Origin of the sequence: uncultured Idiomarina sp., from assembly GCF_964010655.1 — a bacterium.
Taxonomy (GTDB): domain Bacteria; phylum Pseudomonadota; class Gammaproteobacteria; order Enterobacterales; family Alteromonadaceae; genus Idiomarina; species Idiomarina baltica.
In genome coordinates this window covers 1-23773 of sequence record NZ_CAXGLS010000016.1, presented here as the reverse complement: position 1 = coordinate 23773, position 23773 = coordinate 1, and the positions used below count along the sequence as shown (strand labels likewise).

Annotated in this window: 25 protein-coding genes; 7 read left to right on the top strand and 18 right to left on the bottom strand. The window is 48.7% G+C overall.

What is annotated here, in order from left to right; translation table 11 throughout:
• The first annotated feature begins 43 nt into the window (after positions 1 to 43).
• Positions 44 to 970: a cation diffusion facilitator family transporter gene (locus ABNS04_RS05940; RefSeq protein ID WP_272977441.1), complete on the top strand. Its 927-nt coding sequence runs from the start codon at positions 44 to 46 to the stop codon at positions 968 to 970.
• Here the strand turns inward: ABNS04_RS05940 and ABNS04_RS05935 are convergent.
• From ABNS04_RS05935 to glnA, 6 genes are all read right to left on the bottom strand, one after another.
• Positions 948 to 1934 (bottom strand): alpha/beta fold hydrolase, encoded by a 987-nt coding sequence (locus ABNS04_RS05935; RefSeq protein ID WP_272977440.1) that lies wholly within the window; start codon positions 1932 to 1934, stop codon positions 948 to 950. The two genes, ABNS04_RS05940 and ABNS04_RS05935, sit on opposite strands and share 23 nt — an antisense overlap.
• Positions 1935 to 1965: 31 nt before the next feature.
• Positions 1966 to 3321 carry a HAMP domain-containing sensor histidine kinase gene (locus ABNS04_RS05930; protein WP_006954563.1) on the bottom strand — a complete coding sequence of 452 codons (1356 nt, stop codon included), beginning with the start codon at positions 3319 to 3321 and terminating at the stop codon, positions 1966 to 1968.
• Positions 3321 to 3998 carry a response regulator transcription factor gene (locus tag ABNS04_RS05925; protein ID WP_006954564.1) on the bottom strand — a complete coding sequence of 226 codons (678 nt, stop codon included), beginning with the start codon at positions 3996 to 3998 and terminating at the stop codon, positions 3321 to 3323. The genes ABNS04_RS05930 and ABNS04_RS05925 overlap by 1 nt, the downstream gene beginning before the upstream one ends.
• 78 nt (positions 3999 to 4076) lie before the next feature.
• A complete protein-coding gene (gene ntrC / locus ABNS04_RS05920; protein WP_348671224.1) occupies positions 4077 to 5471 on the bottom strand; it encodes a nitrogen regulation protein NR(I) in 1395 nt (464 codons plus the stop codon).
• Positions 5468 to 6532: a nitrogen regulation protein NR(II) gene (glnL, locus tag ABNS04_RS05915; RefSeq protein ID WP_006954566.1), complete on the bottom strand. Its 1065-nt coding sequence runs from the start codon at positions 6530 to 6532 to the stop codon at positions 5468 to 5470. The genes ntrC and glnL overlap by 4 nt, the downstream gene beginning before the upstream one ends.
• A gap of 92 nt (positions 6533 to 6624) precedes the next feature.
• Positions 6625 to 8034: a glutamate--ammonia ligase gene (glnA, locus tag ABNS04_RS05910; RefSeq protein ID WP_006954567.1), complete on the bottom strand. Its 1410-nt coding sequence runs from the start codon at positions 8032 to 8034 to the stop codon at positions 6625 to 6627.
• A 402-nt stretch (positions 8035 to 8436) separates the two neighbouring features.
• Between glnA and typA the strand changes: the two genes are divergently transcribed.
• Positions 8437 to 10275, top strand: coding sequence for a translational GTPase TypA (gene typA / locus ABNS04_RS05905; RefSeq protein WP_272977697.1), 1839 nt, complete (start codon positions 8437 to 8439; stop codon positions 10273 to 10275).
• Between the two features lie 65 nt (positions 10276 to 10340).
• On the opposite strand, the gene ABNS04_RS05900 is transcribed toward typA, so the two are convergent.
• Positions 10341 to 11003 (bottom strand): hemolysin III family protein, encoded by a 663-nt coding sequence (locus ABNS04_RS05900; protein WP_006954569.1) that lies wholly within the window; start codon positions 11001 to 11003, stop codon positions 10341 to 10343.
• A complete protein-coding gene (locus tag ABNS04_RS05895; protein ID WP_006954570.1) occupies positions 11000 to 11281 on the bottom strand; it encodes a DUF3081 domain-containing protein in 282 nt (93 codons plus the stop codon). The genes ABNS04_RS05900 and ABNS04_RS05895 overlap by 4 nt, the downstream gene beginning before the upstream one ends.
• A gap of 213 nt (positions 11282 to 11494) precedes the next feature.
• On the opposite strand from ABNS04_RS05895, the gene ABNS04_RS05890 reads away from it, so the two are divergent.
• On the top strand, positions 11495 to 12109 hold the full coding sequence (locus ABNS04_RS05890) for a TetR family transcriptional regulator (RefSeq protein ID WP_272977698.1): 615 nt from the start codon (positions 11495 to 11497) through the stop codon (positions 12107 to 12109).
• Here the strand turns inward: ABNS04_RS05890 and ABNS04_RS05885 are convergent.
• The 5 genes from ABNS04_RS05885 to ABNS04_RS05865 all read right to left on the bottom strand — a co-directional run bounded on the left by ABNS04_RS05885 (position 12106) and on the right by ABNS04_RS05865 (position 14821).
• Positions 12106 to 12612 (bottom strand): MgtC/SapB family protein, encoded by a 507-nt coding sequence (locus tag ABNS04_RS05885; RefSeq protein ID WP_272977700.1) that lies wholly within the window; start codon positions 12610 to 12612, stop codon positions 12106 to 12108. The two genes, ABNS04_RS05890 and ABNS04_RS05885, sit on opposite strands and share 4 nt — an antisense overlap.
• Positions 12612 to 13124: an NAD(P)H-dependent oxidoreductase gene (locus tag ABNS04_RS05880; protein ID WP_006954573.1), complete on the bottom strand. Its 513-nt coding sequence runs from the start codon at positions 13122 to 13124 to the stop codon at positions 12612 to 12614. Before ABNS04_RS05880 ends, ABNS04_RS05885 begins: the two co-directional genes overlap by 1 nt.
• 21 nt (positions 13125 to 13145) lie before the next feature.
• On the bottom strand, positions 13146 to 13790 hold the full coding sequence (locus ABNS04_RS05875) for a DUF2959 domain-containing protein (protein WP_006954574.1): 645 nt from the start codon (positions 13788 to 13790) through the stop codon (positions 13146 to 13148).
• Positions 13790 to 14026, bottom strand: coding sequence for a YqaE/Pmp3 family membrane protein (locus ABNS04_RS05870; protein WP_110575410.1), 237 nt, complete (start codon positions 14024 to 14026; stop codon positions 13790 to 13792). Before ABNS04_RS05870 ends, ABNS04_RS05875 begins: the two co-directional genes overlap by 1 nt.
• Before the next feature lie 78 nt (positions 14027 to 14104).
• Positions 14105 to 14821 carry an SDR family NAD(P)-dependent oxidoreductase gene (locus ABNS04_RS05865; RefSeq protein WP_272977702.1) on the bottom strand — a complete coding sequence of 239 codons (717 nt, stop codon included), beginning with the start codon at positions 14819 to 14821 and terminating at the stop codon, positions 14105 to 14107.
• 65 nt (positions 14822 to 14886) lie between these two features.
• On the opposite strand from ABNS04_RS05865, the gene ABNS04_RS05860 reads away from it, so the two are divergent.
• From ABNS04_RS05860 to ABNS04_RS05850, 3 genes are read left to right on the top strand one after another with little or no spacing between them, the layout of a single operon-like run.
• Positions 14887 to 15735: a virulence factor BrkB family protein gene (locus ABNS04_RS05860; protein ID WP_006954577.1), complete on the top strand. Its 849-nt coding sequence runs from the start codon at positions 14887 to 14889 to the stop codon at positions 15733 to 15735.
• A gap of 54 nt (positions 15736 to 15789) precedes the next feature.
• The gene (gene dtd / locus ABNS04_RS05855; RefSeq protein WP_272977703.1) at positions 15790 to 16230 is read left to right on the top strand and encodes a D-aminoacyl-tRNA deacylase; all 441 of its coding nucleotides are present in this window, start codon (positions 15790 to 15792) and stop codon (positions 16228 to 16230) included.
• Position 16231: 1 nt separating this feature from the next.
• Entirely contained in the window at positions 16232 to 17134 is a 903-nt protein-coding gene (locus ABNS04_RS05850) for a bifunctional GNAT family N-acetyltransferase/hotdog fold thioesterase (protein WP_006954579.1), read from the top strand.
• On the opposite strand, the gene hutH is transcribed toward ABNS04_RS05850, so the two are convergent.
• From hutH to hutC, 3 genes are read right to left on the bottom strand one after another with little or no spacing between them, the layout of a single operon-like run.
• Positions 17131 to 18657, bottom strand: coding sequence for a histidine ammonia-lyase (gene hutH / locus ABNS04_RS05845; protein WP_272977704.1), 1527 nt, complete (start codon positions 18655 to 18657; stop codon positions 17131 to 17133). The genes ABNS04_RS05850 and hutH overlap by 4 nt on opposite strands.
• Positions 18658 to 18666: 9 nt before the next feature.
• Complete coding sequence (hutU, locus tag ABNS04_RS05840) at positions 18667 to 20340, bottom strand: urocanate hydratase (protein ID WP_006954581.1); 1674 nt, start codon at positions 20338 to 20340, stop codon at positions 18667 to 18669.
• A gap of 14 nt (positions 20341 to 20354) precedes the next feature.
• Positions 20355 to 21068: a histidine utilization repressor gene (gene hutC, locus ABNS04_RS05835; protein WP_272977705.1), complete on the bottom strand. Its 714-nt coding sequence runs from the start codon at positions 21066 to 21068 to the stop codon at positions 20355 to 20357.
• 126 nt (positions 21069 to 21194) lie between these two features.
• Between hutC and hutI the strand changes: the two genes are divergently transcribed.
• A complete protein-coding gene (gene hutI, locus ABNS04_RS05830; protein ID WP_272977706.1) occupies positions 21195 to 22415 on the top strand; it encodes an imidazolonepropionase in 1221 nt (406 codons plus the stop codon).
• On the opposite strand, the gene ABNS04_RS05825 is transcribed toward hutI, so the two are convergent.
• Together ABNS04_RS05825 and rraA are read right to left on the bottom strand one after the other, a co-directional pair.
• Positions 22366 to 23421 (bottom strand): formimidoylglutamase, encoded by a 1056-nt coding sequence (locus ABNS04_RS05825; protein WP_006954584.1) that lies wholly within the window; start codon positions 23419 to 23421, stop codon positions 22366 to 22368. The two genes, hutI and ABNS04_RS05825, sit on opposite strands and share 50 nt — an antisense overlap.
• Positions 23421 to 23773, bottom strand: a 353-nt coding sequence (gene rraA / locus ABNS04_RS05820) for a ribonuclease E activity regulator RraA (RefSeq protein WP_272977707.1), incomplete at its 5' end; no start/stop codon positions are given. The genes rraA and ABNS04_RS05825, both read right to left, overlap by 1 nt.

The following is a 23773-nucleotide window of genomic DNA, read 5'->3' as shown; positions in this document are numbered from 1 at the left end:
AAACGCTAGAATACCATTATCTTAATACGAGGTGTGTATCGAATTGAATTCTCGAACGAGTTATAAGCATCAATACGCTTTTTGGGTAAAGCTCGCCAGTGCTTCATCGGTCACTACGGCCGCTTTGCTGATAGCCATGAAACTCTACGCTTGGTTTGATACTGAGTCGGCGAGTATGCTCGCCTCGTTAACTGATTCGTTGCTCGATAGTGGTGCCTCGATTTTTAGTTTTTTCGCCATCCGTTACTCTTTGCAACCCGCAGATGATGAGCACCGATTCGGCCACGGTAAAGCCGAATCCCTTGCCGCGTTAGCGCAAAGTGCTTTTGTCGCTGGCTCAGGCATGCTACTTATTTTTCACAGTGCGCAACAATGGATGGACGATTCACAACTACCTAACTTAGAAACGGGTATTTGGGTCAGTGTGGCAGCCATCGTCATCACCATGGTATTACTGGTGATTCAACGGATAGCCATCCGCGTCACCGACTCGCAAGCAGTTAAAGCCGATCATTTGCATTATCAGTCTGATATCTTACTCAACGCGGCGGTTTTAGTTGCGCTGGTACTGAGCCAATTTGGCATGCACTGGGCGGATGGCGTGTTTGCCATTTTAATTGCGTTGTATCTAATCTGGGGGGCGATTCGCATCGGCACTGAGGCATTTAACTCGTTGATGGATCGCGAACTGCCCGAAAACTTACAAAAGAAAGTGGTGGATACAGCGCTAGCCATTGACGGTGTTTTAGGGATCCACGGCCTGCGTACTCGTGAGGCGGGTTCAACACGTTTTATTCAACTCCACATTGAACTCGATAATCACTTATCTCTTCTCAAAGCCCATGCGATTTCTGATGAGGTCGAAAGTGCACTGATGAAGGCGTTCCCGAGTGCCGACATTATTGTTCACATGGATCCCGAAATTATTGCCTATGTTGAGGGTTCAATTACTGAGCGTCGCTCGACTTGAGTCTGGCATAGATCGAATCCATGATGGGCTGTCGATAATCGTCGCTCTCCATCATTAATTCGTGTTTCGCTCCTTTGATCGAGCAAAACTCAACGTTGCCGCCCGCACTGTTAGCAAAACGCTGTTGCGCTTTTTTACTCACCACCACATCGGCGCCCGCATTGAACAATGTCGCCGTTACTTTGAGTTGGCTCCCCATGCCCTGCAATTGTTTACAAGTCGTCAGTGCTTCATGTAACCAAGCAAACGTCGGTCCGCCGAGTTTAACCCGGGGCTCGCTTTCATAGGCTTCGCGAAATACTTGGTAACGTTGCTCACTGTGGGTCAACACATTCTCAGCAAAAGGAATCGCAATATAGTCCTTCATACCTAAGAAATACCACGGGTTATCCGGTGCAATAGTCTCGTTTAACCAGCGACCTGCGCCAGCAATCGCACGCGCAATCGCTGCTGGAATACCGGCTGTTCTGATGCCGAACATCGGTGCCGTCAAAAACAAATGCTTAAATTTGAAATCCTGCTCACAACACGCCCAGGATAAAATCGCTCCGCCCATCGAGTGCCCAAGTGCATAACGAGACGCTTTAGGAAAGCGCTCGTCGATGTGATTCATGAATACACTAAAGTCATCAATAAAATCGCGGAAGTTTGCGACATGACCCTGATGGCTATTCTTCGTCATGCGCTCTGATAAACCTTGCCCGCGATGATCGATGACAGCACAGGAAACACCTTGTTGCGCCAGTTCCCAAATCACTTCTTGGTATTTAATCGCCGCCTCAATACGACCCGTTGAAATCACCAGTAGTGGCGCTGTATCGCTGACTTTATGATAGGCATAAAAAAGGCGCAGGCCATCCGCTGCGTCTAAATAAATGTGCTCAACTGAATCCGCCCAGAAAGGGGCGATATGTTGGTGATAAAATTCGAGCCACTTGGGCTCATTATCCGCCGGTCGGATCATCCGCTTTGATTCCCGTCGCTATGATTAAGCCCTAGTCTAACGGTAAATCCAAGATAACTTCTAGTCCTCCTTGTGGATGATTGCGTGCACGCAGTTGACCGCCTAGAACCAACGCTGAGCGCTGACTTAACGCTAAACCTAAACCGACACCTGCCTGATGCTTACGCGACGGGTCGCCGCGGTAAAACGGCTCAAATAGCTTCTCAATGGTTTCTTCATCAACGCCAGGCCCATGGTCACGCACATAAAGCTGCAACCACTTGCCATGCTTTTCGCAACCAAACTCGACCGCTTTGTCGGTGTAGTGCAGGGCATTACGCATAATATTTTCTAACACTAACCGGATCAGCTCATCATCGCTCTCAAGTTCGCGCCAATCGCCCTCGCGAATAACGAGCCGATCTTTATATTCAGGATGACTGTACAAGGTGTCGTCGACAAGCCGTTGCACCAACTTGCGCAGATCAACGGTATGCGTATTTAAGCTGATTAAGCCGTTCTCAAGTTTCGAGAGTGACAAGATACGTTCAATGATTTGATTCAAGCGCTCACTATCGCGACGCAACTGTTGCCAATGTGCATCCTCTTGATGCTCATCTTCGCTGAGATCGAGGGCGACTTGCATCCGTGCCATCGGCGAACGCAATTCGTGTGACACATCACTTAATAAGCGCCGTTGCGCATCACGAGAAATAGCAAGATCGCGCGCTGTCTGCGCTAGGGCTCGCGCCAGCTCGCCCACTTCATCTTTACGTCGAGGCAGCTGGCCTAACTCAGGCTCAGCACTACCTTGAGCAACCTCACGGGTAGCTCGGATCATGCGCTTTATCGGTCGAATCAGCCAGATACCTAGCAAAATCGCAATCGCTAAACTACCGCCCACCAACGTCCAACTGCGCGCCCGCATCAACTCTTGCTCTGCTTCTTCACGATCAGTCCACTCCGACGCTTTTAGTGGACGAGTGATTAGAAGCTTATTGCCTTTAAACTCGAAAGGACCTATCAACAAACGATCTTCGAGTGGCATTTGCATCGGCTCATCGTAGTTTAAAAAGCGCAACATGGTTTGCCGGTAACGCTGCGATAGGAACTCATCCATCATCAACTTTTGCTGACCTTGCGCGAGTACTCGGGCTGCAACGCGATAATCACCTGTCAATAAACGTCCAGGCTGCAAAGAAAGATAGGTCAGCTCATTTTCGAGTAACGGTGCTAAGGTCCGCCGAATGGGTTCCGCGATAGGTTTAACTTCGGGTGTGACTTTATTCCAGACCGCAAGCAAGTAACCGCTGCTGGCGGTTAAAAACAGTAACGCCCAAAACAGCAGGAGCAACCGCAGCGTAAGCGATTGGTACCAGCGGATCGGGCGTTTACGGTGCGGCTTCATTATTCGTTGACGAGACGATATCCCCGACCACGAACGGTTTGAATGCGCTCAGGATTAGCCGGTAATTTTTTACGAATATTGCTGATATGTACGTCGAGACTACGATCAAACGGCCCCATCTTACGGCCCAGCGCAGCCACCGAGAGTTGGTCTTTACTCACCATTTGTCCCGCTTGCTGCATCAAACAACGCAGAATATCAAACTCTGTCGGTGTCATGACCAACGGCTGGCGGTCGCAGGTGACTTCTGCCTTACTCGGATCGAGTGTAAAGCCACTCACCGTTAATACCTCGTTTTGCATCATGGTATTAGCCGTTCGGCGTAGTAGCGCTCGTACGCGTGCTATTAACTCACGCGGATTAAATGGTTTGGGTAAATAGTCGTCTGCGCCGAGCTCGAGCCCCATTACACGGTCATCATCATCTCCGCGCGCGGTTAACATCAGTACTGCGGTATCACGATGTTGCTGACGTAAGCGTTGTAATAACTGCATACCATCAATACCGGGCAGCATGACGTCTAACAAGATCAGCTCGAAGTCCCCGTTTAAAGCGGCATCCAGTCCTTTAACGCCATCATCAACTACGGTCAGCTCGACCGCCTCTCGTTTAAAGAGCTCGGTCAGCATCGCTGACATTTCATGGTCGTCATCAATGAGTAGAACAGAATGTGTCATGGTCAATTGAGTCCCGTTTAAAGTGTAAAGACCATCTTCTAAAATAGCACAGCGTAACGCGACTCTCTTTACAAAGATTTACTTGCTCAATAACTTGAGCTTGCGCGTTAGCGTATTGCGCCCCCAGCCAAGCCAATGTGCGGCTTTTTGCTTGTGTCCGTCGCACTTCTCCAGTGCAATGCGCAAGGCGATGCGCTCAACATCCTGTATAATAGGTGTCATATTATCATAGTTATGGGTTTGTGTGCGCAACTCGTGTGCCAGTAACTCGCGCCAATTCCCTGTCGATTGACCGTTTTCCAGCTGTTCGCTCTGTTCTAGAAGCTCATGGGGCAGTTCATCGGGGCTGACTTGTTGTGCGGGCGCCATCACCGTAAGCCAACGACACACATTTTCGAGCTGCCTTACATTACCCGGCCACACGTATGCTTCAAGTTGCGCCAACGCTGCGTCTGATAACTGTTTCTCGCTCACTTCGAGCTCAATAGCTGACTGCTTTAAAAAGTACCTTGCCAGCAAAGGTATATCCTGCTTGCGTTCACGCAAGGCAGGCAACCGCAACTGAATAACATTGAGTCGATGATATAAGTCCTCACGGAATTCGTTGTTTGCAACAGCCTCTTTTAAATCTCGGTGGGTAGCGGCGATGACCCGCACATTAACCTGTACCGGCTGATGCGCACCGACTGGATAAAACTGACCTTCGGCTAACACACGCAATAAGCGGGTTTGCACCGAAAGTGGCATATCGCCAATTTCATCTAAAAATAGCGTCCCGCCATCGGCTTGTAAAAACCGTCCATCACGCTTTTTATCAGCCCCGGTAAATGCGCCTCGCTCGTGACCGAACAGCTCGGATTCAACCAAGTCGGCTGGAATGGCTGCCATATTCAATGCAATAAACGGCTTATCTGATCGTGGACTATGTTTGTGCAATGCACGCGCAACGCGCTCTTTACCCGTGCCCGTCTCACCCGTAATCAATACGCTTACGCTCGAAGCCGACAGCCGACCAATGGCACGAAATACATCTTGCATAGGGGCTGACTCGCCAATAATATCATTATTCGCTTGCTGCGCACTGACCCTCACCTCAGGTTTACTGCGATGCGCCATTGCTTTCGCAACCACGTTGCGAGCTTCCTCAATATCAAAGGGCTTAGCTAAATACTCGAAGGCACCGCCTTTGAAAGCACTCACCGCGGTATCCAGATCCGAATGAGCGGTCATAATCACGATGGGTAAATCAGGGTCTCGTTGTTTTATTTGCTTTAGCAAGGCTAAGCCATCGGTGCCCGGCATACGAATATCACTAATAATGGTATCGGGAACTTTCGAATCAAGCGCTCGCGTGAGTTCATCGGCACGCTCAAAGACTTGCACTTGATAACCCGAGCGTTCAAATGCTTTATGAAGTACCCATCGAATAGAGGGGTCATCGTCTAGAATCCATAGGTGTTGCGCTTGGCTCATAGATTCGCCTCCTCAGTAACTTGTCGTTGATACGGGAGGTATATCCTAAACACCGTGTTTCCCGGCTCGGAGTCGACCTCTATTTTGCCTTGGTGTTGATGAACTAAACTATGCGCCATGGATAACCCCAAACCCGTGCCTTCGGCTCGACCGCTCACCATTGGGTAAAATAAACTCGCCTTAATTGCATCATCGATACCCGGGCCATCATCGATAATACTGATCACTGCACATTGACGATAACGACGCCCCAATAACGTCAATTGATGCTCAATGCGCGATTTAAAAGTAATTTGTCCCTCACCATTCAGTGCTTGAGCCGCATTTTGCGCGATATTTAAGAAAACTTGTTCACAGGATTCAGCCATTGCCCACAGTTCAGGCAATGAAGGATCATAGTCACGTTTTATGCTAAGACGTTCGCCGTATTCGTAACGCACGGTTTTGGCCACGCGTTCGAGTAGCTCATGCAGGTTGGTTTCACGTTTTTGCTCGGCTTGTACCGGGCCCATCATGCGATCAATCAAAGTACGTAACCTATCGGCTTGCGTCACAATAAGGTCGGTATACTCTTTTAATTCTTCATCTGGCAATTCGAGTGCCAGCAATTGCGCAGCGCCCCGCAGGCCCCCTAATGGGTTTTTAATTTCATGCGCCATCCCACGTAACAATGACTGTGTAGCAAATAGCTGCTGTTGTTGCTGTGTTTCACGTGAAATCTGGCGTTGTAAGTCGACCTGTTTGAGCTCGATAAGCCAGTGCTTTTTTGCATCATCATGCAATGACTGAATACTGACTTCAGTAGTCACCCTTTGCCCCGAATGAAGAAAGAAGCTGGCTTCGGAGTTCACCACGGTTTGGTCTTCGGACAAACAATTCTGCAGTGTACTTAATGGTAGGTCGCTCTCGTAGTATGCCTCAGCAAAAGGCTCACCAATAAGACGCTTGGCGCTATGGTCAAAAATCGATTCAGCTGCAGCGTTGACGTAACGCACGATCCATTGATCGTCGACAATGACCACACCGGTCAGTAGCTGATTCAATATGGACGCCAGATTCACTTAAATACACTCCACAATAGCCTGCACTAATTTGGTGCATATACACGGCTTAAAAAGGGAGGCTTTGCCTCCCTTCTTGCAACCGTCTTAATTTAAACGCTGTAGTACATATCGAATTCAACAGGGTGTGTTGTTTTCTTCAATGTTTCTACTTCGTTGTACTTGAGGCCGATGTATGCGTCGATCATGTCGTCATCCATCACACCGCCTTGCTTGAGGAAGTCACGGTCTTTATCCAATGCATCCAGTGCCATTTCAAGTGAATGACATACTGTTGGGATATCTTTCGCTTCTTCCGGTGGTAGGTTGTACAAGTCTTTGTCCATCGCATCGCCTGGGTGGATCTTGTTACGGATACCGTCCAAGCCCGCCATTAATAGTGCGGTGAAGCACAAGTATGGGTTCGCGCTTGGGTCAGGGAAGCGCACTTCGATACGACGCGCTTTAGCACTCGATACCAATGGAATGCGAATCGATGCAGAACGGTTACGCGCTGAGTAAGCCAACATAACAGGCGCCTCAAACCCAGGTACCAAACGTTTGTACGAGTTAGTCGATGGGTTAGTAAACGCATTGATAGCGCGTGCGTGTTTAATGATACCGCCAATGTAATATAACGCGGTTTCGCTCAAGCCTGCGTACTGGTCGCCGGCAAACAGGTTTTGACCATCTTTCGCCAGTGACATATGAACGTGCATACCCGAACCGTTATCACCGACCAATGGCTTAGGCATAAAGGTCGCGGTCATACCATAGGAGTGCGCTACGTTGTGCACAACATATTTGTAGATTTGAATTTCGTCGGCTTTCTTAGTCAGACTGTTGAACTGAGTTGCCACTTCGTTCTGACCCGCTGTCGCCACTTCGTGGTGGTGAGCTTCAACAACCAAGCCCATGTCTTCCATCACCAAGCTCATGGTGCCACGAATATCATGCGCAGAGTCAACCGGAGGCACTGGGAAGTAACCGCCTTTTACGCCCGGACGGTGCGCCAAGTTACCTTCTGAGTATTCACGACCCGAGTTCCACTTTGCTTCCTCGGCATCGATCTTGTAGAACGAACCGCTCATGTCGGTGTGGAAACGCACATCATTAAATAAGAAGAACTCTGGTTCAGGACCAAAGAATGCACTGTCAGCCACGCCTGATGCTTGCAAGAACTCTTCTGCGCGTTTCGCGATAGAACGAGGATCGCGGCTGTAGCCTTGCATGGTATCAGGTTCTAAAATGTCACACCGTACGTTCAGTGTCATTTCGTCGGTGAACGGGTCGAGTACCAACGACTCTGCGTCTGGCATCAACACCATGTCTGACTCGTTAATACCTTTCCAGCCAGCGATTGAAGAACCGTCGAACATTTTACCTTCTTCGAAGAAATCGTCGTCGATTTGCGACACCGGGATTGTGACGTGCTGTTCTTTACCTTTGGTATCGGTAAAGCGTAAGTCGACGAATTTGACGTCATGCTCTTTAATGGCGTCGAAAATCTTACTTGCTGACATGTTTTCCTCCAGCGGAATCTTGAATATCAAAAGTCAAAATAAACATATATCAATAACTGATTAAATCCAGTTTTATACAGCTATTGTTGTGTACCTCTTAGGATGCATATTGGATTGCAATCCACGTGCCAAATATATAACTCATTGTTTTTAAAGTTTTTTAATAAATTAGACTTCCGTTGAAACGTTGAAAACAACTAAAATTTGCACCAATTTGGTTCATTGTAGACCATTTTGGTGCAAATAAGCATTAATTCCTATTGATTCATGTCATTCTGATGAAAAATTCAACAGCCCCTTTTTATATCGTTAGCAAACAGGTAGAATACGCCGCTATTTTCATCAACCCCTTGTCGGTTTAGACAACGTTGTTCACTTTCCGACATCAATAGGCTGTTCTTAATGACAACTCAGGCATTTGATATTAATAAACTTCGCAACATTGCGATTATTGCGCACGTTGACCATGGTAAAACGACATTGGTCGACAAGCTGCTTCAACAATCTGGCACGTTAGAGAGCCGTGGTGAGCTTGAAGAGCGCATCATGGACTCAAACGATCTAGAAAAAGAGCGCGGTATTACCATCCTCGCTAAAAACACAGCGATCAACTGGCAAGACTACCGCATCAACATTCTAGATACCCCTGGGCACGCCGATTTCGGTGGTGAGGTTGAGCGTGTCATGTCAATGGCTGACTCAGTTTTGCTACTCGTTGACGCTGTTGATGGTCCAATGCCGCAAACACGCTTTGTAACGCAAAAAGCGTTTGCTCACGGGCTTAATCCAATCGTCGTTATTAATAAAATTGACCGTCCGGGCGCGCGTCCTGACTGGGTCATGGATCAAGTGTTTGATTTGTTCGACAACCTTGGCGCGACCGATGAGCAGTTGGACTTCCCTGTTATCTATGCATCAGCATTAAATGGCTGGGCAAGTCTGGATGCAGAACAATCAGGCGGCGACATGACGCCATTGTTCGAAACTATCGTTGACCAAGTCAGTCATCCAGATGCGGATCCTGAAGGCGATCTGCAAATGCAGATTTCTCAGTTGGACTACTCAAGCTATTTAGGTGTTATCGGTATCGGCCGTGTTACTCAAGGTAGCGTTAAGGTTAACCAACAAGTCACTATCGTGGGTGCCGACGGCGAAACACGCAATGGTAAAGTTGGCCAGGTATTTAACTACCTTGGTTTAGACCGTATCGATGCGCAAGCTGCGCACGCAGGTGATATCTGTGCAATCACGGGTTTAGGTGAATTAAAAATCTCCGACACAGTATGCGCTGTGGGTAAACCCAACCCGCTTAAACCGCTGACGGTTGACGAGCCAACGGTAACAATGACCTTCCAGGTCAACACCTCTCCGTTCGCAGGTAAAGAAGGTAAGTTCGTAACCTCTCGCCAGATCCTTGAGCGTTTGCAGCAAGAGTTGGTTCACAACGTTGCGCTGCGTGTTGAAGAGACTGATAACCCGGATAAATTCCGTGTATCGGGTCGTGGTGAATTACACTTGGGTGTTTTGATCGAGAACATGCGTCGTGAAGGCTTCGAGCTCGCAGTATCGCGTCCAGAAGTTATCATCAAGCATGAAGATGGTCAGAAGATGGAACCGTACGAAACACTGACGGTTGATATCGAAGACCAACACCAAGGTGCTGTCATGGAAAAACTTGGCTTACGTAAAGCCGAGATGACTGACATGAACCCAGATGGTAAAGGCCGTGTACGTATCGACTTTGAAGTACCTAGCCGTGGCTTGATTGGCTTCCAAACCGAGTTCATGACCCTGACTTCAGGTACCGGTTTGATGTACCACACCTTTGATCACTACGGTCCGCATAAAGGCGGTACTATCGGTCAACGTGTGAACGGCGTGTTGATTTCAAACGCCCAGGGTAAAGCACTGACTTACGCACTGTTTAACCTGCAAGAACGTGGTAAGTTGTTCGCATCACACGGTGACGAAGTATACGAAGGTCAAATCATCGGTATTCATAACCGTTCAAATGACCTGACTGTTAACTGTTTGAAAGGTAAGCAGCTGACTAACGTACGTGCTTCAGGTACTGATGATGCACAAACCTTGAGCCCACCGATCCGTTATACACTTGAGCAAGCGCTTGAGTTCATTAACGATGACGAGCTGGTCGAGGTAACGCCGGTATCTATCCGTATTCGTAAGCGTATGCTGACTGAAAACGAGCGTAAGCGTGCGAGTCGCGAGCCGAAAAGCTAAGTGTCTATGTGATGACACACAAAAAACCCGCCAACCGGCGGGTTTTTTTATGGGTGATATAAAAGTCATTGTGCTGCTATTAATTCGGGCTGCGGCAACACATAATAAAAAATCGAGAAGAAATGTAGGATGCTCCCGGCCAGCACAAATAAGTGCCAAATCGCATGGTGGTAAGGCATCTGCTTACGTACGTAAAATATCACGCCTAAGGTGTAGGCAAGCCCCCCTGCAAGTAGCAGTAGTAAGCCGCCCGTATCAACGTTATCGAGCATCGGCTTAATGGCGACCAACGCCATCCAGCCGAGTCCAAGATACAACGTCAAAGACAACCACTTAGGTGGATTCTTCACAACCAACTCTAGAATCACGCCGAATAATGCGATTCCCCAAACCACACCGAGTAGTGACCAACCCCAAGGTCCACGCAGGTTAATTAGCGCAAAGGGTGTGTAGGTGCCCGCAATAAGTACAAATATAGCGGCGTGGTCTAACTGTTGGAATACAGCCTTAATACGCGGCCAAGGAAAGGCGTGATAAAGCGTTGAGGCGGTATAGAGCAAAATGAGGCTAGCCCCATAGATACTCGCTGCCACCACGTGCCAAGTATCGCCATAAGCGACAGACCACACCAGCATCACCACGAGCCCAACGATGCTCAGCACCGCCCCTATGCCATGCGTTAGCGCATGAGCGACTTCTTCTAAAACTGTATACGACTTATTACTCATCCACGCTCCAAACCTGGGGTTTCGTAGCCTTCACTGATATTTTTAAGCGCACGAATGAATTGGTCGAACTGCTTGCCATTGTCGTAATCTAACCGGTATTTGTTATGAAACTCTAGCGTCAGTTTTACGCCGTGGCCTTCCAAAAATACCGTGTAGCCATCATGGTCAGTATACGCAGTAATACCATCAAGGACGTGCTTGCCTTGCTTTGCCTCGCCATGCTCATGGATCTTCTCATAAGCATCTAAAATAAGACGAAAATCGATCTCGTTTTTCATGCACTGTCTCCTTGCTTGTCCATTAATGTATACACAGTAATTATACGTAACAACGCCACTACTAGACTTGTTCTGCTCCAAATGCCCTTTCAGAGTCTATCGAAATGACTCAGTTGTCAAATATGAACATGTACACAAAATATACATACAATAATGCATGATAAGCAGAAAATCGCTATAATCAGACTGTATTCTAATTTGATGAGGTGTAATTTGGTTAGGCGTACAAAAGAAGATGCGCTCGCGACTCGCTCACAGCTGCTTGATGCGGCCGAGCGTGTATTTAGTGAGCGAGGTGTCACCCATACGTCAATGGCACAGGTCGCCGAAGCTGCAGGTGTCACTCGAGGCGCTATTTACCACCATTTTAGTAATAAGATGGCGTTGATTGAGTCGTTAATGGAGCGTGTGCGTTTGCCCATTGATGAGATGCGCGAGCAAATTGCACAACAACCTGAGTTCGATGCGCTCGTCGAAATACAGGAACGCACCAATGAGTTTTTAAACCGTGTTGCCACCGATCCGCGCGTGCAAGCACTCGCAAATATTTTAATGCATAAATGTGAATACATTGATGAGGTCAATCCGATCAAGTTACGCCATTTGAGTGGCCGCAATGACTGTATCTGTGATGTCGAAGCGTTATTCGAGAAAGCGGTTAACGAGGGTCAGTTGCCACCCCAAGTGAGCCCACGCATTGCGGTTATCGGATTATTTGGCTTAGTCGATGGGCTGATTTACAACTGGTTAATGGATGATGGCTACTTCCCTCTTGTCGAGTATGGTGAAGCAGCCATAAATACGTATATCATCGGACTAAAAGCCTAAGGCTCATTACTATCTGCGCGGCGCTTACGCCAGCCATCGTACTTCTGATGAACGCCGCGCGTAAGCGACTGAAAACTCTCTTCTAGCAAGTCAACGCCCACTAATACCACCACAACGATCAGTGCTAAAGCGAAAGCTATAGGGTATAACCCTAAACCGGCAACAACGCCGATTGCTGCGAGCATCCAGATGGTGGCCGCCGATGTAACGCCGACTACCACTCCGTCTTTGGCAAGCATCACGCCCGCACCAAGAAAGCCAATGCCCGTGATCACTTGCCCGATGATACGTGACGCGTCGGTGTGATCATTCATAACTAGTTTGGCACTCACTAAGAAGACGTAGGTGCCGAGTGTGATCAGTGCTGAAGTTCGAATACCGACAGGTTTGCCTCGAATTTGCCGCTCAAGCCCTACAATGGCACCGCTGGCAATCGCGGTGGAAATGCCCTTCCAAGTGAAGGGCGCCATGTGCTCAAACACCAAAATATCCGAGAGGCTCATTAGTCACCCTGACTAAGGAAAGTCGATAGAAAATCTTCGTCCATTGCCGCGATGGTCTCATCATTAGCATTAGGACAGCAGGCAAAAAGAGGAGCAGTCCACGCCTGAACATTACCCAGGATATCGCGCAAATGGCTGAGACCACGGATACCACCCAGTCCACCGGGTGAGGCAGCTGCCAGTAACACTTTTTTGCCTTTCCATACCTGGCCGTCAACGCGCGACGTCCAATCAATCGCATTTTTAATCAGTGGCGAAACAGAGGCGTTATATTCTGGGCTGACAAGCACAACTTTATCAGCCGCCGCAACAGCCTTTGCCAGCTGTTGCATTGCCTTAGGAACACCTTCTGCCTGCTCGTGGTCGCCATGATAGATCGGCGCATCTAATGCGTCAGCATCGAGTAACTCAAAATCAAACGTGTGCTTTTCGGCAACCTGCACCAAGCGATGCTTTAATTTTGCATTAATTGACTCTTTACGACGACTGCCGCCGATAAACAAAATACTCATGAAAACTCCTGTAAAAGTGGGTTAAGCACCGCTGTTCATGCTTTCAATAAAGCGATTAGACTCATCAATGGCAGACTCCATCTCATCAATTAGGTCTGAGATATCGGTCTGTAAACGACTAAATTCACCGCGAATTGCGTCGATAGCACGCGCGTTCAGATTGTGTTTGAGATACAACACATTGTCTTGCATCTTTTGTAACACAGGGTCCATCTTTCCAGCCGCTCGTTCCATCACGCGAATGAGTTCGCCATAATGACGTTCTGTCTCACGCAGACGTCGCTCACTCTCGCGGCGCATGGCATCATTACTGTAAAGCTCTAGCTCTTCGCTCCATTCATCAAACAAATCTTGAGCCACGTCGTCGACTTCTTCGATACGTTCGTTGACACGCTCAGCCGCAGACTTACTTGCCTCATAATCGTCACGCAGTGCGTTGTAGCGTTCTTCGAGTTCACCACCGTCAAATTGCAGCAGCGCATCCAAGCGCTCGAGAGCCGATTTGAACTCTTCTTGAGCATCGCTTTGTGCCTCTTTGGCGTCGTCAACACGATCGACCAAAATATCGCGCTTCTCGATGCCCAATTTCTCCATCGCTCCATAGTAGGCGCTTTGACAACCCACTAAGAACAACAACGTAAAAATACTTAACGCCAGCTTTTTCATTAGTCTCCCCTTACGGCGCGAACCAGTCGTTCATCTCGTTTATCTTGGTTGTAACTACGTACGACCAAAATCGCGTGAATGATCGCAAGGATATAAACTAAACCTAAAGCGCCAAATGAAAAAACAAATAGCACGATACCCAACGCTGTGAGTATCACGTTAAATAAGAGTTGGAAAATCCGTCCTGTCGTCAACACCGCGAGCGGTGGAATCAAAACAGCTAAAATGTAACGCATAAAACCCCCTGTCGAGATAAATGAAATCCCCCCGTACGACCTCATATTAATGCATTGGTTGCACAATGAATACAAGTCTTAATAGGGCAGTCGTTTGCCATCCCAATGAAATAAGCCACCGGAATCTTCAGCCGTGAGCCCCTGAATCACCTTAACAATGCGATCCGCCGAAAGTTCAGGCGAATAAAGTTTGTCTTCGGGCACACGCTTTTGAAATGGTTTCGAGAGATCGGTATCTGTCGTGCCTGGGTGGATTGCGGCAACCACAAAAGATTTATGTGAGCGTTTAAGTTCAATTGATGCAGTTTTGACTAACATGTTTAAAGCCGCTTTACTGGCCCGGTAGCTGTACCAACCGCCCAAATAATTATCCTCGATGCTACCAACTTTCGCTGACAGTTGAATGAAAAAACGACTCTTCTTCTTGTCCAACAGCGGTTTGCACGCTTTAAGAATCATTAACGGCATGACAGCATTAACGCTAAAGAGCTTACTCAAGTTTGCTTCATTTAAATCGTCGAGCTGCTTTTCTGGGAACGTATCATCGTCATGCAGCATGCCTACCGTCGAAACAACGCCCTCAAGCACTTCACCGCGCTGATTAAATTCAGTGACCCACTGTTCTAAGGGTTCAGCGGTGTAATCCTCTATCGTCGTGTAATGTACACCGGCGACGCGTTGGTTAATTGGCTGACGCGATACTGCGATAATGGTGCTATCGTTGAACTTTTGCTTAAGCGCTTTCGTTAATGAAAGCCCGAGACCACCTGCGGCACCAAAGACTACAATTGCCATCTTGTGCGTTCTCCATCAATATAAGACTCATTCATCGTACGCAGAGATATGTAATTTTGACCAATATGAACTGGAAACTTTGGCTTAAACACGGTTTTAAATTTTCTCGGCATGTCGCACTTCGCAGTCAGTCCGACTCAATTAACGTGACCGCCGGCCATCTCACCTATGTCAGTTTATTGTCCCTAGTGCCATTATTAGTGGTCACATTCACTGTGTTTTCGGCCTTTCCAGTCTTCGATGACCTCAAAAACAACATAGAGAGTGCGCTGTTTGCTAACCTGCTGCCCACTTCGGGTGAGCAGCTAAAAGAATATATCGATGAGTTTGTTGGTAATGCATCACAGATGACCGCCGTCGGTATCGCATTCCTATTTTTTGTGGCTGTCGCCCTTATTTCGGCGATAGATTCTGCGTTAAATAATATCTGGCGCGATACCAGCAGCCGACGTTGGACAGTATCTTTTGCCATTTATTGGATGATTTTGACACTCGGCCCTGTTCTTATTGGTACGGGATTGGCGGCAACGTCTTACTTAGTCTCGCTGTCTCAGTTTGCAGAAACTTATGTTTCGGGGATTCGTAGCTTTTTGCTGTCCGCAGTACCGGTCGTGACGAGTTTCATCGCCTTTGTATTGCTCTACCAACTCGTGCCTAATCGACCCGTTAAATTCCGCTATGCGGCTTTTGGTGCCGCCTTTTCAGCTATTCTATTCGAGGTCAGTAAACAATTATTCTCGCTGTACATCACCCACTTCCCAACCTATCAGGCGATTTATGGTGCGCTTGCCACGGTGCCTATACTCATCGTTTGGATCTATTTGTCATGGTTGATTGTCTTAGCAGGTGCAGAGATGACAGTGAGTCTGGAGGAATACCGTTTAATCCATAAAAAGCGTACGCAGTCAGATTGATCTGTGCGATAGAATCGACAACCATATACTTTTTCACAAGCAAGAGTAGATAGCATGATAGGTTTAATTCAGCGCGTAAGCCGTGCTCAGGTAGATGTCGATAATAACAAGGTTGGCGGAATCGACGCTGGGTTATTGATATTACTGGGTGTTGACCAGGGTGATAACGAGCAAAAAGCCAAACGTCTTGCCGAGCGTATTATCCACTACCGCGTGTTTACTGATGCTGAAGGCAAAATGAATAAAAGCCTCGTCGACAAGGGCTATCCGACTCTAGTTGTGTCGCAATTTACGCTCGCTGCCGATACTCGTAAAGGGCGCCGTCCCAGTTTTTCGAGCGCAGCTCACCCATCCGAAGCACAGACGTTGTACCATGTATTTTGCGACCATATCCAATCACAGGGTGTGCATGTAGAAACCGGTCAATTTGGTGCCGATATGCAAGTCAGTTTGGTAAATGACGGACCTGTCACCTTTGAACTACGAGTAGATTAATATGTATAAAGTGATAACCCCGACTACCGACACCGACTTTGAAAAATACTTTCATCTCCGATGGCGCGTATTGCGTGAACCCTTTCAGCGCCCGCTAGGTTCTGAGCAAGATGAGTACGATCAGGTCGGTTTGCACCGCATGGTCGTCAACGAAGCAGGTGAGCCGGTTGCGGTCGGACGTTTACATTTTAATAGCCCAGAGGAAGCGCAAATTCGCTTCATGGCCACCGCGCCTGAATATCGAGGCGAAGGTCATGGTGTTGCGATTATTTTTGCACTCGAAAGCGCAGCTCGCGCCGAAGGTGCCACTCACGTCATTATTAATTCACGTGATACGACCATTGGTTTTTATAAAAGATGTGGTTACCAGGTGGTGGAGGAAGCGGATACCGTCAAAAATCCGATGGCAGAACACCAATTGAAGAAGTCGTTCAGTGAACAAAACCGTATTATCTATCGCCCTGAATGGTGTGAAGAACTACAAAATACATGGACAAAAGAGATTCCTATATCTGACGCGATGGGGATCAAAATTCATCAATACACCGGACGCATGTTCGAAACGCGTGCTCAACTGTCACGTAACATCAACGTACACGGTACGATGTTTGCTGGTAGCATCTACTCGCTCGGCACATTAACGTGTTGGGGGCTGTTGCATCTGCAACTTTTAGAGAGAGAACTCGAAGGATCGGTTGTACTAGGAGATGGTAATATTCACTATCATAAACCGGTCACACGAGAGCCGCGCGCGGTCGCTTATTTGAGTGACGTAACAGGCGATTTTTCAGCGCTAAAAGAGGGTAAGAACGCGCGTATGATGATGAAAGCCCAGATCATGGATGATGAACGGCCTGTGGCTGAATTTACAGGCCGTTTTGTCGTGTTGGCTAAACGTGATTAAGCGGGCGTTATGTCCGCTAGCGTCACGCCTAAGCGACCCGACTTAATCAAATCACTCGCCGCCTTAATATCCGGTGCAAAATAGCGATCTTCCGCATAGTAGTCGACCTGTTCACGTAAGATAGCGAACACTTCTTCTAATTTTGCACTGGCTTTTAGTGGGCGTCTAAAGTTTAAGCCTTGCGCAGCCTCCAACCACTCGATAGCAACAATATCGGCGATATTGTCAGCAATATCACTGATTTTACGCGCTGCAAAGGTTGCCATGGAAACATGATCTTCTTGATTCGCTGAGGTTGGCAGACTGTCAATCGACGCTGGATGAGCTAAGGTTTTGTTTTCTGAGGCAAGCGCTGCCGCAGTCACTTGCACCATCATAAAGCCCGAGTTCACACCACCTTCCTCGACTAGGAACGCAGGCAAGTTGCTCAGATGTTTGTCAATCAATAGCGCGCCACGACGTTCTGACATTGCACCGATCTCACTCGCCGCGATAGAAATAATATCTGCCGCCATAGCCACGGGCTCAGCATGGAAGTTACCACCTGAAATAATATCTTCCTGCTCACTAAACACGAGTGGGTTATCGGTCACGCCGTTCGCTTCACGTTCTAAAATCGTCGCTGCGTGCTTCAATTGATCATAAACCGCACCCATCACCTGAGGCTGGCAACGCAACGAGTAAGGGTCTTGAACCTTCTCACAATTTTCGTGATCTTTAGCAATCTCAGAGCTATCAGTCAGGATATCACGGAATGCAGCCGCCACTTGTTGCTGTCCGATTTGTCCGCGGACTTGGTGAATACGCGCGTCAAACGGTGCGCGTGACCCCATCGCCGCTTCCACTGACAAGGCGCCTACAAGAATAGAGCTATGGAACACACGCTCCACTTTAAATAAGCCCGCTAATGCCAATGCGGTCGATGCCTGCGTGCCGTTCAACAACGCGAGGCCTTCTTTTGGCGCCAGCTCGAACGGTTCTAAACCAGCTTTTGCCAAGCCTTCTGTGGCGGGCATACGTTCACCATTAACGCGCACCTCGCCCTCTCCTAACAACGGCAGCACCATGTGTGCCAGAGGCGCGAGATCACCGGATGCTCCAACCGAACCTTTGCTCGGAATACACGGATAGACCTGATGGTTCAGTAGCGCAGTAAGCGCATTGATAACTTTTAGGCGAATACCCGAGAAGCCGCGCGCCAACGAGTTTATTTTTAGCAATAGCATTAGACGGACGACTTCATCGTCCATAAGCTCACCCGTACCGACCGAATGTGACAGCACAATACGGCGCTGTAAGTCGGTTAACTTTTCGGGTGGAATGCGTGTATTGGCGAGCAAGCCGAAGCCGGTATTAATACCGTAAACAACGCGCCCTTTATCCAATACTTTTTGTACAGTCGCTGCCGATCGCTCAATATCTTCGATAGCGGATTCCGCGAGCTCAAGCTGCTGTGGTTCGAAGTACCACGCACGGAGGTCAGCCAATGTAAGCTGACCAGGATTTAATGGAAATTGGCTCATTGTTACTCCTTATTTCTCGAGCATGGGCAAATCAAGCCCCTGTTCTTGCGCACAGTTCTTCGCGATATCGTAGCCAGCATCCGCATGGCGCATCACCCCGGTGCCCGGGTCATTCCACAACACACGGCCCAAACGTTGCTCAGCTTCGTCGGTGCCATCGGCAACGATAACCACACCCGCGTGCTGGGAATAACCCATTCCCACGCCGCCGCCGTGGTGTAAGCTGACCCAAGTCGCGCCGCCTGCGGTGTTCAAGAGTGCGTTCAGTAGCGGCCAATCAGATACAGCATCGGAGCCGTCCGCCATACTTTCAGTTTCACGGTTAGGGCTCGCAACCGAGCCGCTGTCGAGATGGTCACGACCAATGACGATAGGCGCTTTTAATTCACCGTTACGCACCATTTCGTTAAACGCTTTCGCAATACGGGCACGGTCCTTCAGACCAATCCAGCAAATACGTGAAGGCAAGCCTTGGAAACTAATGCGTTCTTTCGCCATATCCAGCCAGTTATGCAGATGTGGGTTATCAGGAATCAGCTCTTTGACCTTAGCGTCGGTCTTGTAAATATCTTCTGGATCGCCTGAAAGCGCGACCCAACGGAACGGGCCAATACCCTCGCAGAATAACGGACGAATATAGGCTGGTACGAAGCCTGGGAAATCAAAGGCGTTAGCAACACCCTCATCTTGAGCCATCTGGCGAATATTGTTGCCGTAATCCAGTACGGCAGCGCCTTGTTGCTGGAAGTGCAACATTGCTTTCACTTGCACTGCCATTGAGCGTTTGGCTGCAAGCACAGTCGCCTGTGGATCGTTATCTTGCTCAGCCTGATATTTTTCGAGTGTCCAACCCTGAGGTAGATAACCATGCAAGGGATCATGCGCTGAGGTTTGGTCAGTCACCACATCGGGCGTTACGTTCCGTTGTTTTAGTTCTTCGTACACGTCAGCGGCGTTCCCGAGTAATCCAACCGAAATGGCCTTACCTTCCGCCATAGCGTTGTTCATTAATTCCAGCGCTTCATCCAAACTGGTCGCTTTGTGGTCCACGTAACGTGTGCGAAGTCTAAAGTCGATGCGGCTTTCATCACACTCAACCGCGAGCATACAAAAGCCCGCCATCGTTGCGGCCAGTGGTTGAGCACCACCCATGCCGCCGAGGCCACCGGTTAGAATCCATTTCCCGGTTGCATCACCCTCAAAGTGTTTGCGCGCTACCGCACCAAAGGTTTCATAGGTGCCTTGAACAATGCCTTGTGAACCTATATAGATCCAAGAACCAGCGGTCATCTGACCGTACATCATCAGACCCTTTTTATCGAGTTCGTTAAAGTGCTCCCAATTCGCCCATTCGGGTACCAAATTAGAGTTAGCAATCAGCACACGCGGCGCGTTCTCATGAGTCGGAAATACACCGACTGGTTTGCCAGATTGGACTAATAGTGACTCGTTCGGTTTTAACCGTTCAAGCGTTTCAACGATTTTATCAAAACACTCCCAGCTGCGTGCTGCACGACCAATACCTCCGTATACGACGAGCGCTTGCGGGTGCTCTGCCACCTCTTCATCAAGGTTATTCATTAACATGCGCTTGGCAGCTTCAATTTGCCAATTTGCGCAGGTTAATTCTGCGCCGCGATCAGCGCGGATAACGCGCGACTTATCTAAACGGGTAAATGACATTATTAACTCCTTTTTTAATCTAGTTTTGGCGCATCAAAGTTCATATGTCCGCCCAATTTGAATCGCGAGCCTGGGTGAGTCAGGATGGCGTAGCTCACGACGCCGCCGGAACTCCATGTCCGACGTATAATTCTTAAACACGGTTCGTCACGACTCACTTGCAGCAACTGACATACCGACGAAATCGGATGAATCGCTTCAATCTGGTGACTCGCTTCAGTCAGCGGCGTAACCACGCATAAATATTCGTGGGGCGTCACTTTGGTGTAATCCTGCTTTAAGTAGTCGGGCACCAGTTTGGGATTTACATAGCGCTCCTCTAACTGCACCGGTAAGTCGTTTTCCAAGTGCGTAATAGTGGAGTGCAAGACTTCGCTGCCCGGTTCAATTTGTAACGCCTCGGCGACTTGACTCGACGCATCCTGAATTCGTAAATGATGGACCTTAGCGCGGTATTCGTGACCTCGGTCGCGCACTTCATCAGCAATGTTCTTAATCGCCATGAACGATGTTTGCGATTTAATCGGTGCCACAAACGTGCCAGCGCCTTGCGTTCGAATCACAAGTCCCTCATCTGCTAATTCCTGCAAGGCGCGACGAGCGGTCATGCGGCTGACAGAAAACTGTTCGGCAAGAACGTTTTCAGAACTAACGGGGTGATTCTCCGGCCACTCGCCGGTCTCGATTTTGTCGTAAATGAATTGCTTTATATTGGAAAACTTGGCCATAGGACACCCAGCGGCATAAGCGTTGAACATGACAAAAAGTTTAGATCAGATCATTTGTCTATACAACCTGTATTTGCTAATCTAGTTAACACATCTAGCCAAACAGAATCCTAAGAGCCTTACATCATGCAACGAATCGAAAATATTCAACTAGTTACTTTAGATGCTGAACTGTCCGACTATGGACTGATTGAAGATGCCATCGTGATTGTTAACGGCACCCACATCGAGTGGGCAGGACCTGCGTTTGATGCCCCGTCCACACCCACCGCGGAAGTGATTGACGGCCAAGGTGGTTTAATGACGCCGGGGTTAGTTGATTGCCATACTCACTTGGTCTGGGCTGGCTCGCGTGCTAACGAGTTTGCTCAGCGGCTGCATGGCGCTACTTACGCTGAGATAGCACAAGCTGGTGGAGGGATAGCCGCGACCGTGCGAGCAACCCGAGAGGCAAGCTATGATGAGCTATTACAACTGGCACTAAAGCGAGCTAAAGCACTTATCGCACAGGGTGTAACAACTCTTGAGATTAAATCGGGCTATGGCCTTGACCTCGAGACCGAGCGTAAGCAATTACGAGTGGCGCGCGCAGTCGGCGAACAATTACCCGTACGAGTGAAAACCACGTTGCTGGCGGCTCACGCGATTCCACCCGAATTCACAAATAACGCCGACGGCTATATCGACGAAATAGTAGAACGTATTCTCCCAACGCTTGCTGATGAGGGACTGGTGGATGCCGTTGATGCGTTCTGTGAATCAATTGGTTTCTCACCTGCGCAAACAAAACGCGTATTTGAAGCGGCTCAATCCTTAGGTTTGCCCGTCAAATTACACGCCGAGCAAATCACGAATCAACAAGGTGCTCAGCTCGCAGCACAATTTAAAGCGCTTTCGGCCGATCATTTAGAGCAACTCGACGAAGCAGGTGTTCAAGCCATGGCAACGTCCGGTACCGTCGCAGTGCTGCTGCCTGGAGCGTTTTACTTTCTGCGAGATGACCAAGTGCCGCCGATTGAACTGCTGCGTAAGCACCGAGTGCCGATGGCGATTGCTACCGATGCTAATCCTGGATCGTCGCCGATTCACAACTTGCAACTGATGCTACAAATGGCGGCGACTTTCTTTAAGTTAACGCCAGAAGAGTGTTTGCGCGGCGTCACGGTTAACGCAGCTAAAGCGCTTGGTATGCATGGACAGGTCGGTGAAGTCAAAGCAGGTATGAAAGCTGATTTAGCTTTATGGGACATTCAGGATGCCGCCGAACTGACTTATCAGTTCGGCGTGAATCCACTGATTAAGCGTTGGTACGACGGCGTCGTTCACGTCCCAGCATATAAGCAATAACGAGCTCAGTTAACACTTGCCCCGTTTGCTTTTGACCCTCGTCAAAACCGGTGGGGCATAATGAAGGTGCTGCTTCAGCAAGGTGCAGGTAGGCAGCATCTTCGAGCTCGGCCAAACGTTTCACGAAACTAAATCCTTGCGCAAGGCTCAAGCCACTATAATTAACTGCGCTGGCGGGAACGCCTGTTAAACAATCAACATCGACCTCGATACCCAGTGGACGTTGCCAACTGACTGACTTAGCTGCGACTTCATCCATGACCTCCGCAAAAGGACGCCCGATAATACTGTGGATCGCATGATAGCGCATACCGGCATCAGCCATTTGTCGCAGGCTTGAGGCTGAATTTTTGGCTTGGTGTAAGCCCACAACATGATAGTGCGATAAAGCCCCATCGACATAGGCGTAACTAAAACCATTACCACTGTGCCGACCCTCACGAGCTCTAAAGTCCGCATGGGGATCGAGGTTAATAGCCCCACAAGGCTGCTGCTTAGCAGTCGAGAGACTTTTAAGTAACGGGTACGCGTTATTGTGTCCACCACCGACTAAAACAACTTCAAATCCGCGTACGAATAACGGCTCAACCACTTCGCGAACGCGCGCATCAACACGTTCAACAAGCTGTCGAATCGTTTGTAAGTCATGTTCATTATTGGCGTCTAAGGGTTCTGCCTGACTCATAAGATCGCTGCAGTCGACGGATCCGACAAGTAGCAATTCGTGCGTGGAAAGTAAGCCCGTATGTTGAAGGTTCGCAAAACTACCTAGGAAAGCCTGCCAGCCACCCTCTGCACCGGGGCGACCGAGGTTTCCTTTAACACCGATACTCTCAGGAACACCAACAAGGGCAACGCGTTGTCCTAATTCCCACGCTTTGTCTAACGCCTCAGAGTAAGACCCCGAAGGCAGACCATTCATGGCCTGCCCGACTTTTGTTTCATGTGGCCGAAGTTTAACGTAGCGGCTTAAATCATCGGTAATTAAAAACTCAGGCTTTTGCATTATTCGATATCAAGTGGCTCAGGAGATAAAATAACGCCGGTGCTATCCACGTAAATATGATCTTCTGGTAGAAACGTTACTCCGCCAAAATTGACTGGAATATCTGTTTCACCAATTCCTTCGCTTGAGGCACCTACAGGAATCGAGGCAACACCCAAAATTCCCATATCCAGTTCTTCAAGTGAGTCAACATCACGCACTGAGCCATAACAAATGATACCTTCCCAGTCATTATCCAACGCTTGCTCTGCAATGGCGAGGTCGATCAAAGCGCGGCGCACAGATCCACCGCCATCAATCAATAACACTTTGCCCCCACCATCTTGGTTCAGGGTCTCTTCAATCAGCCCTT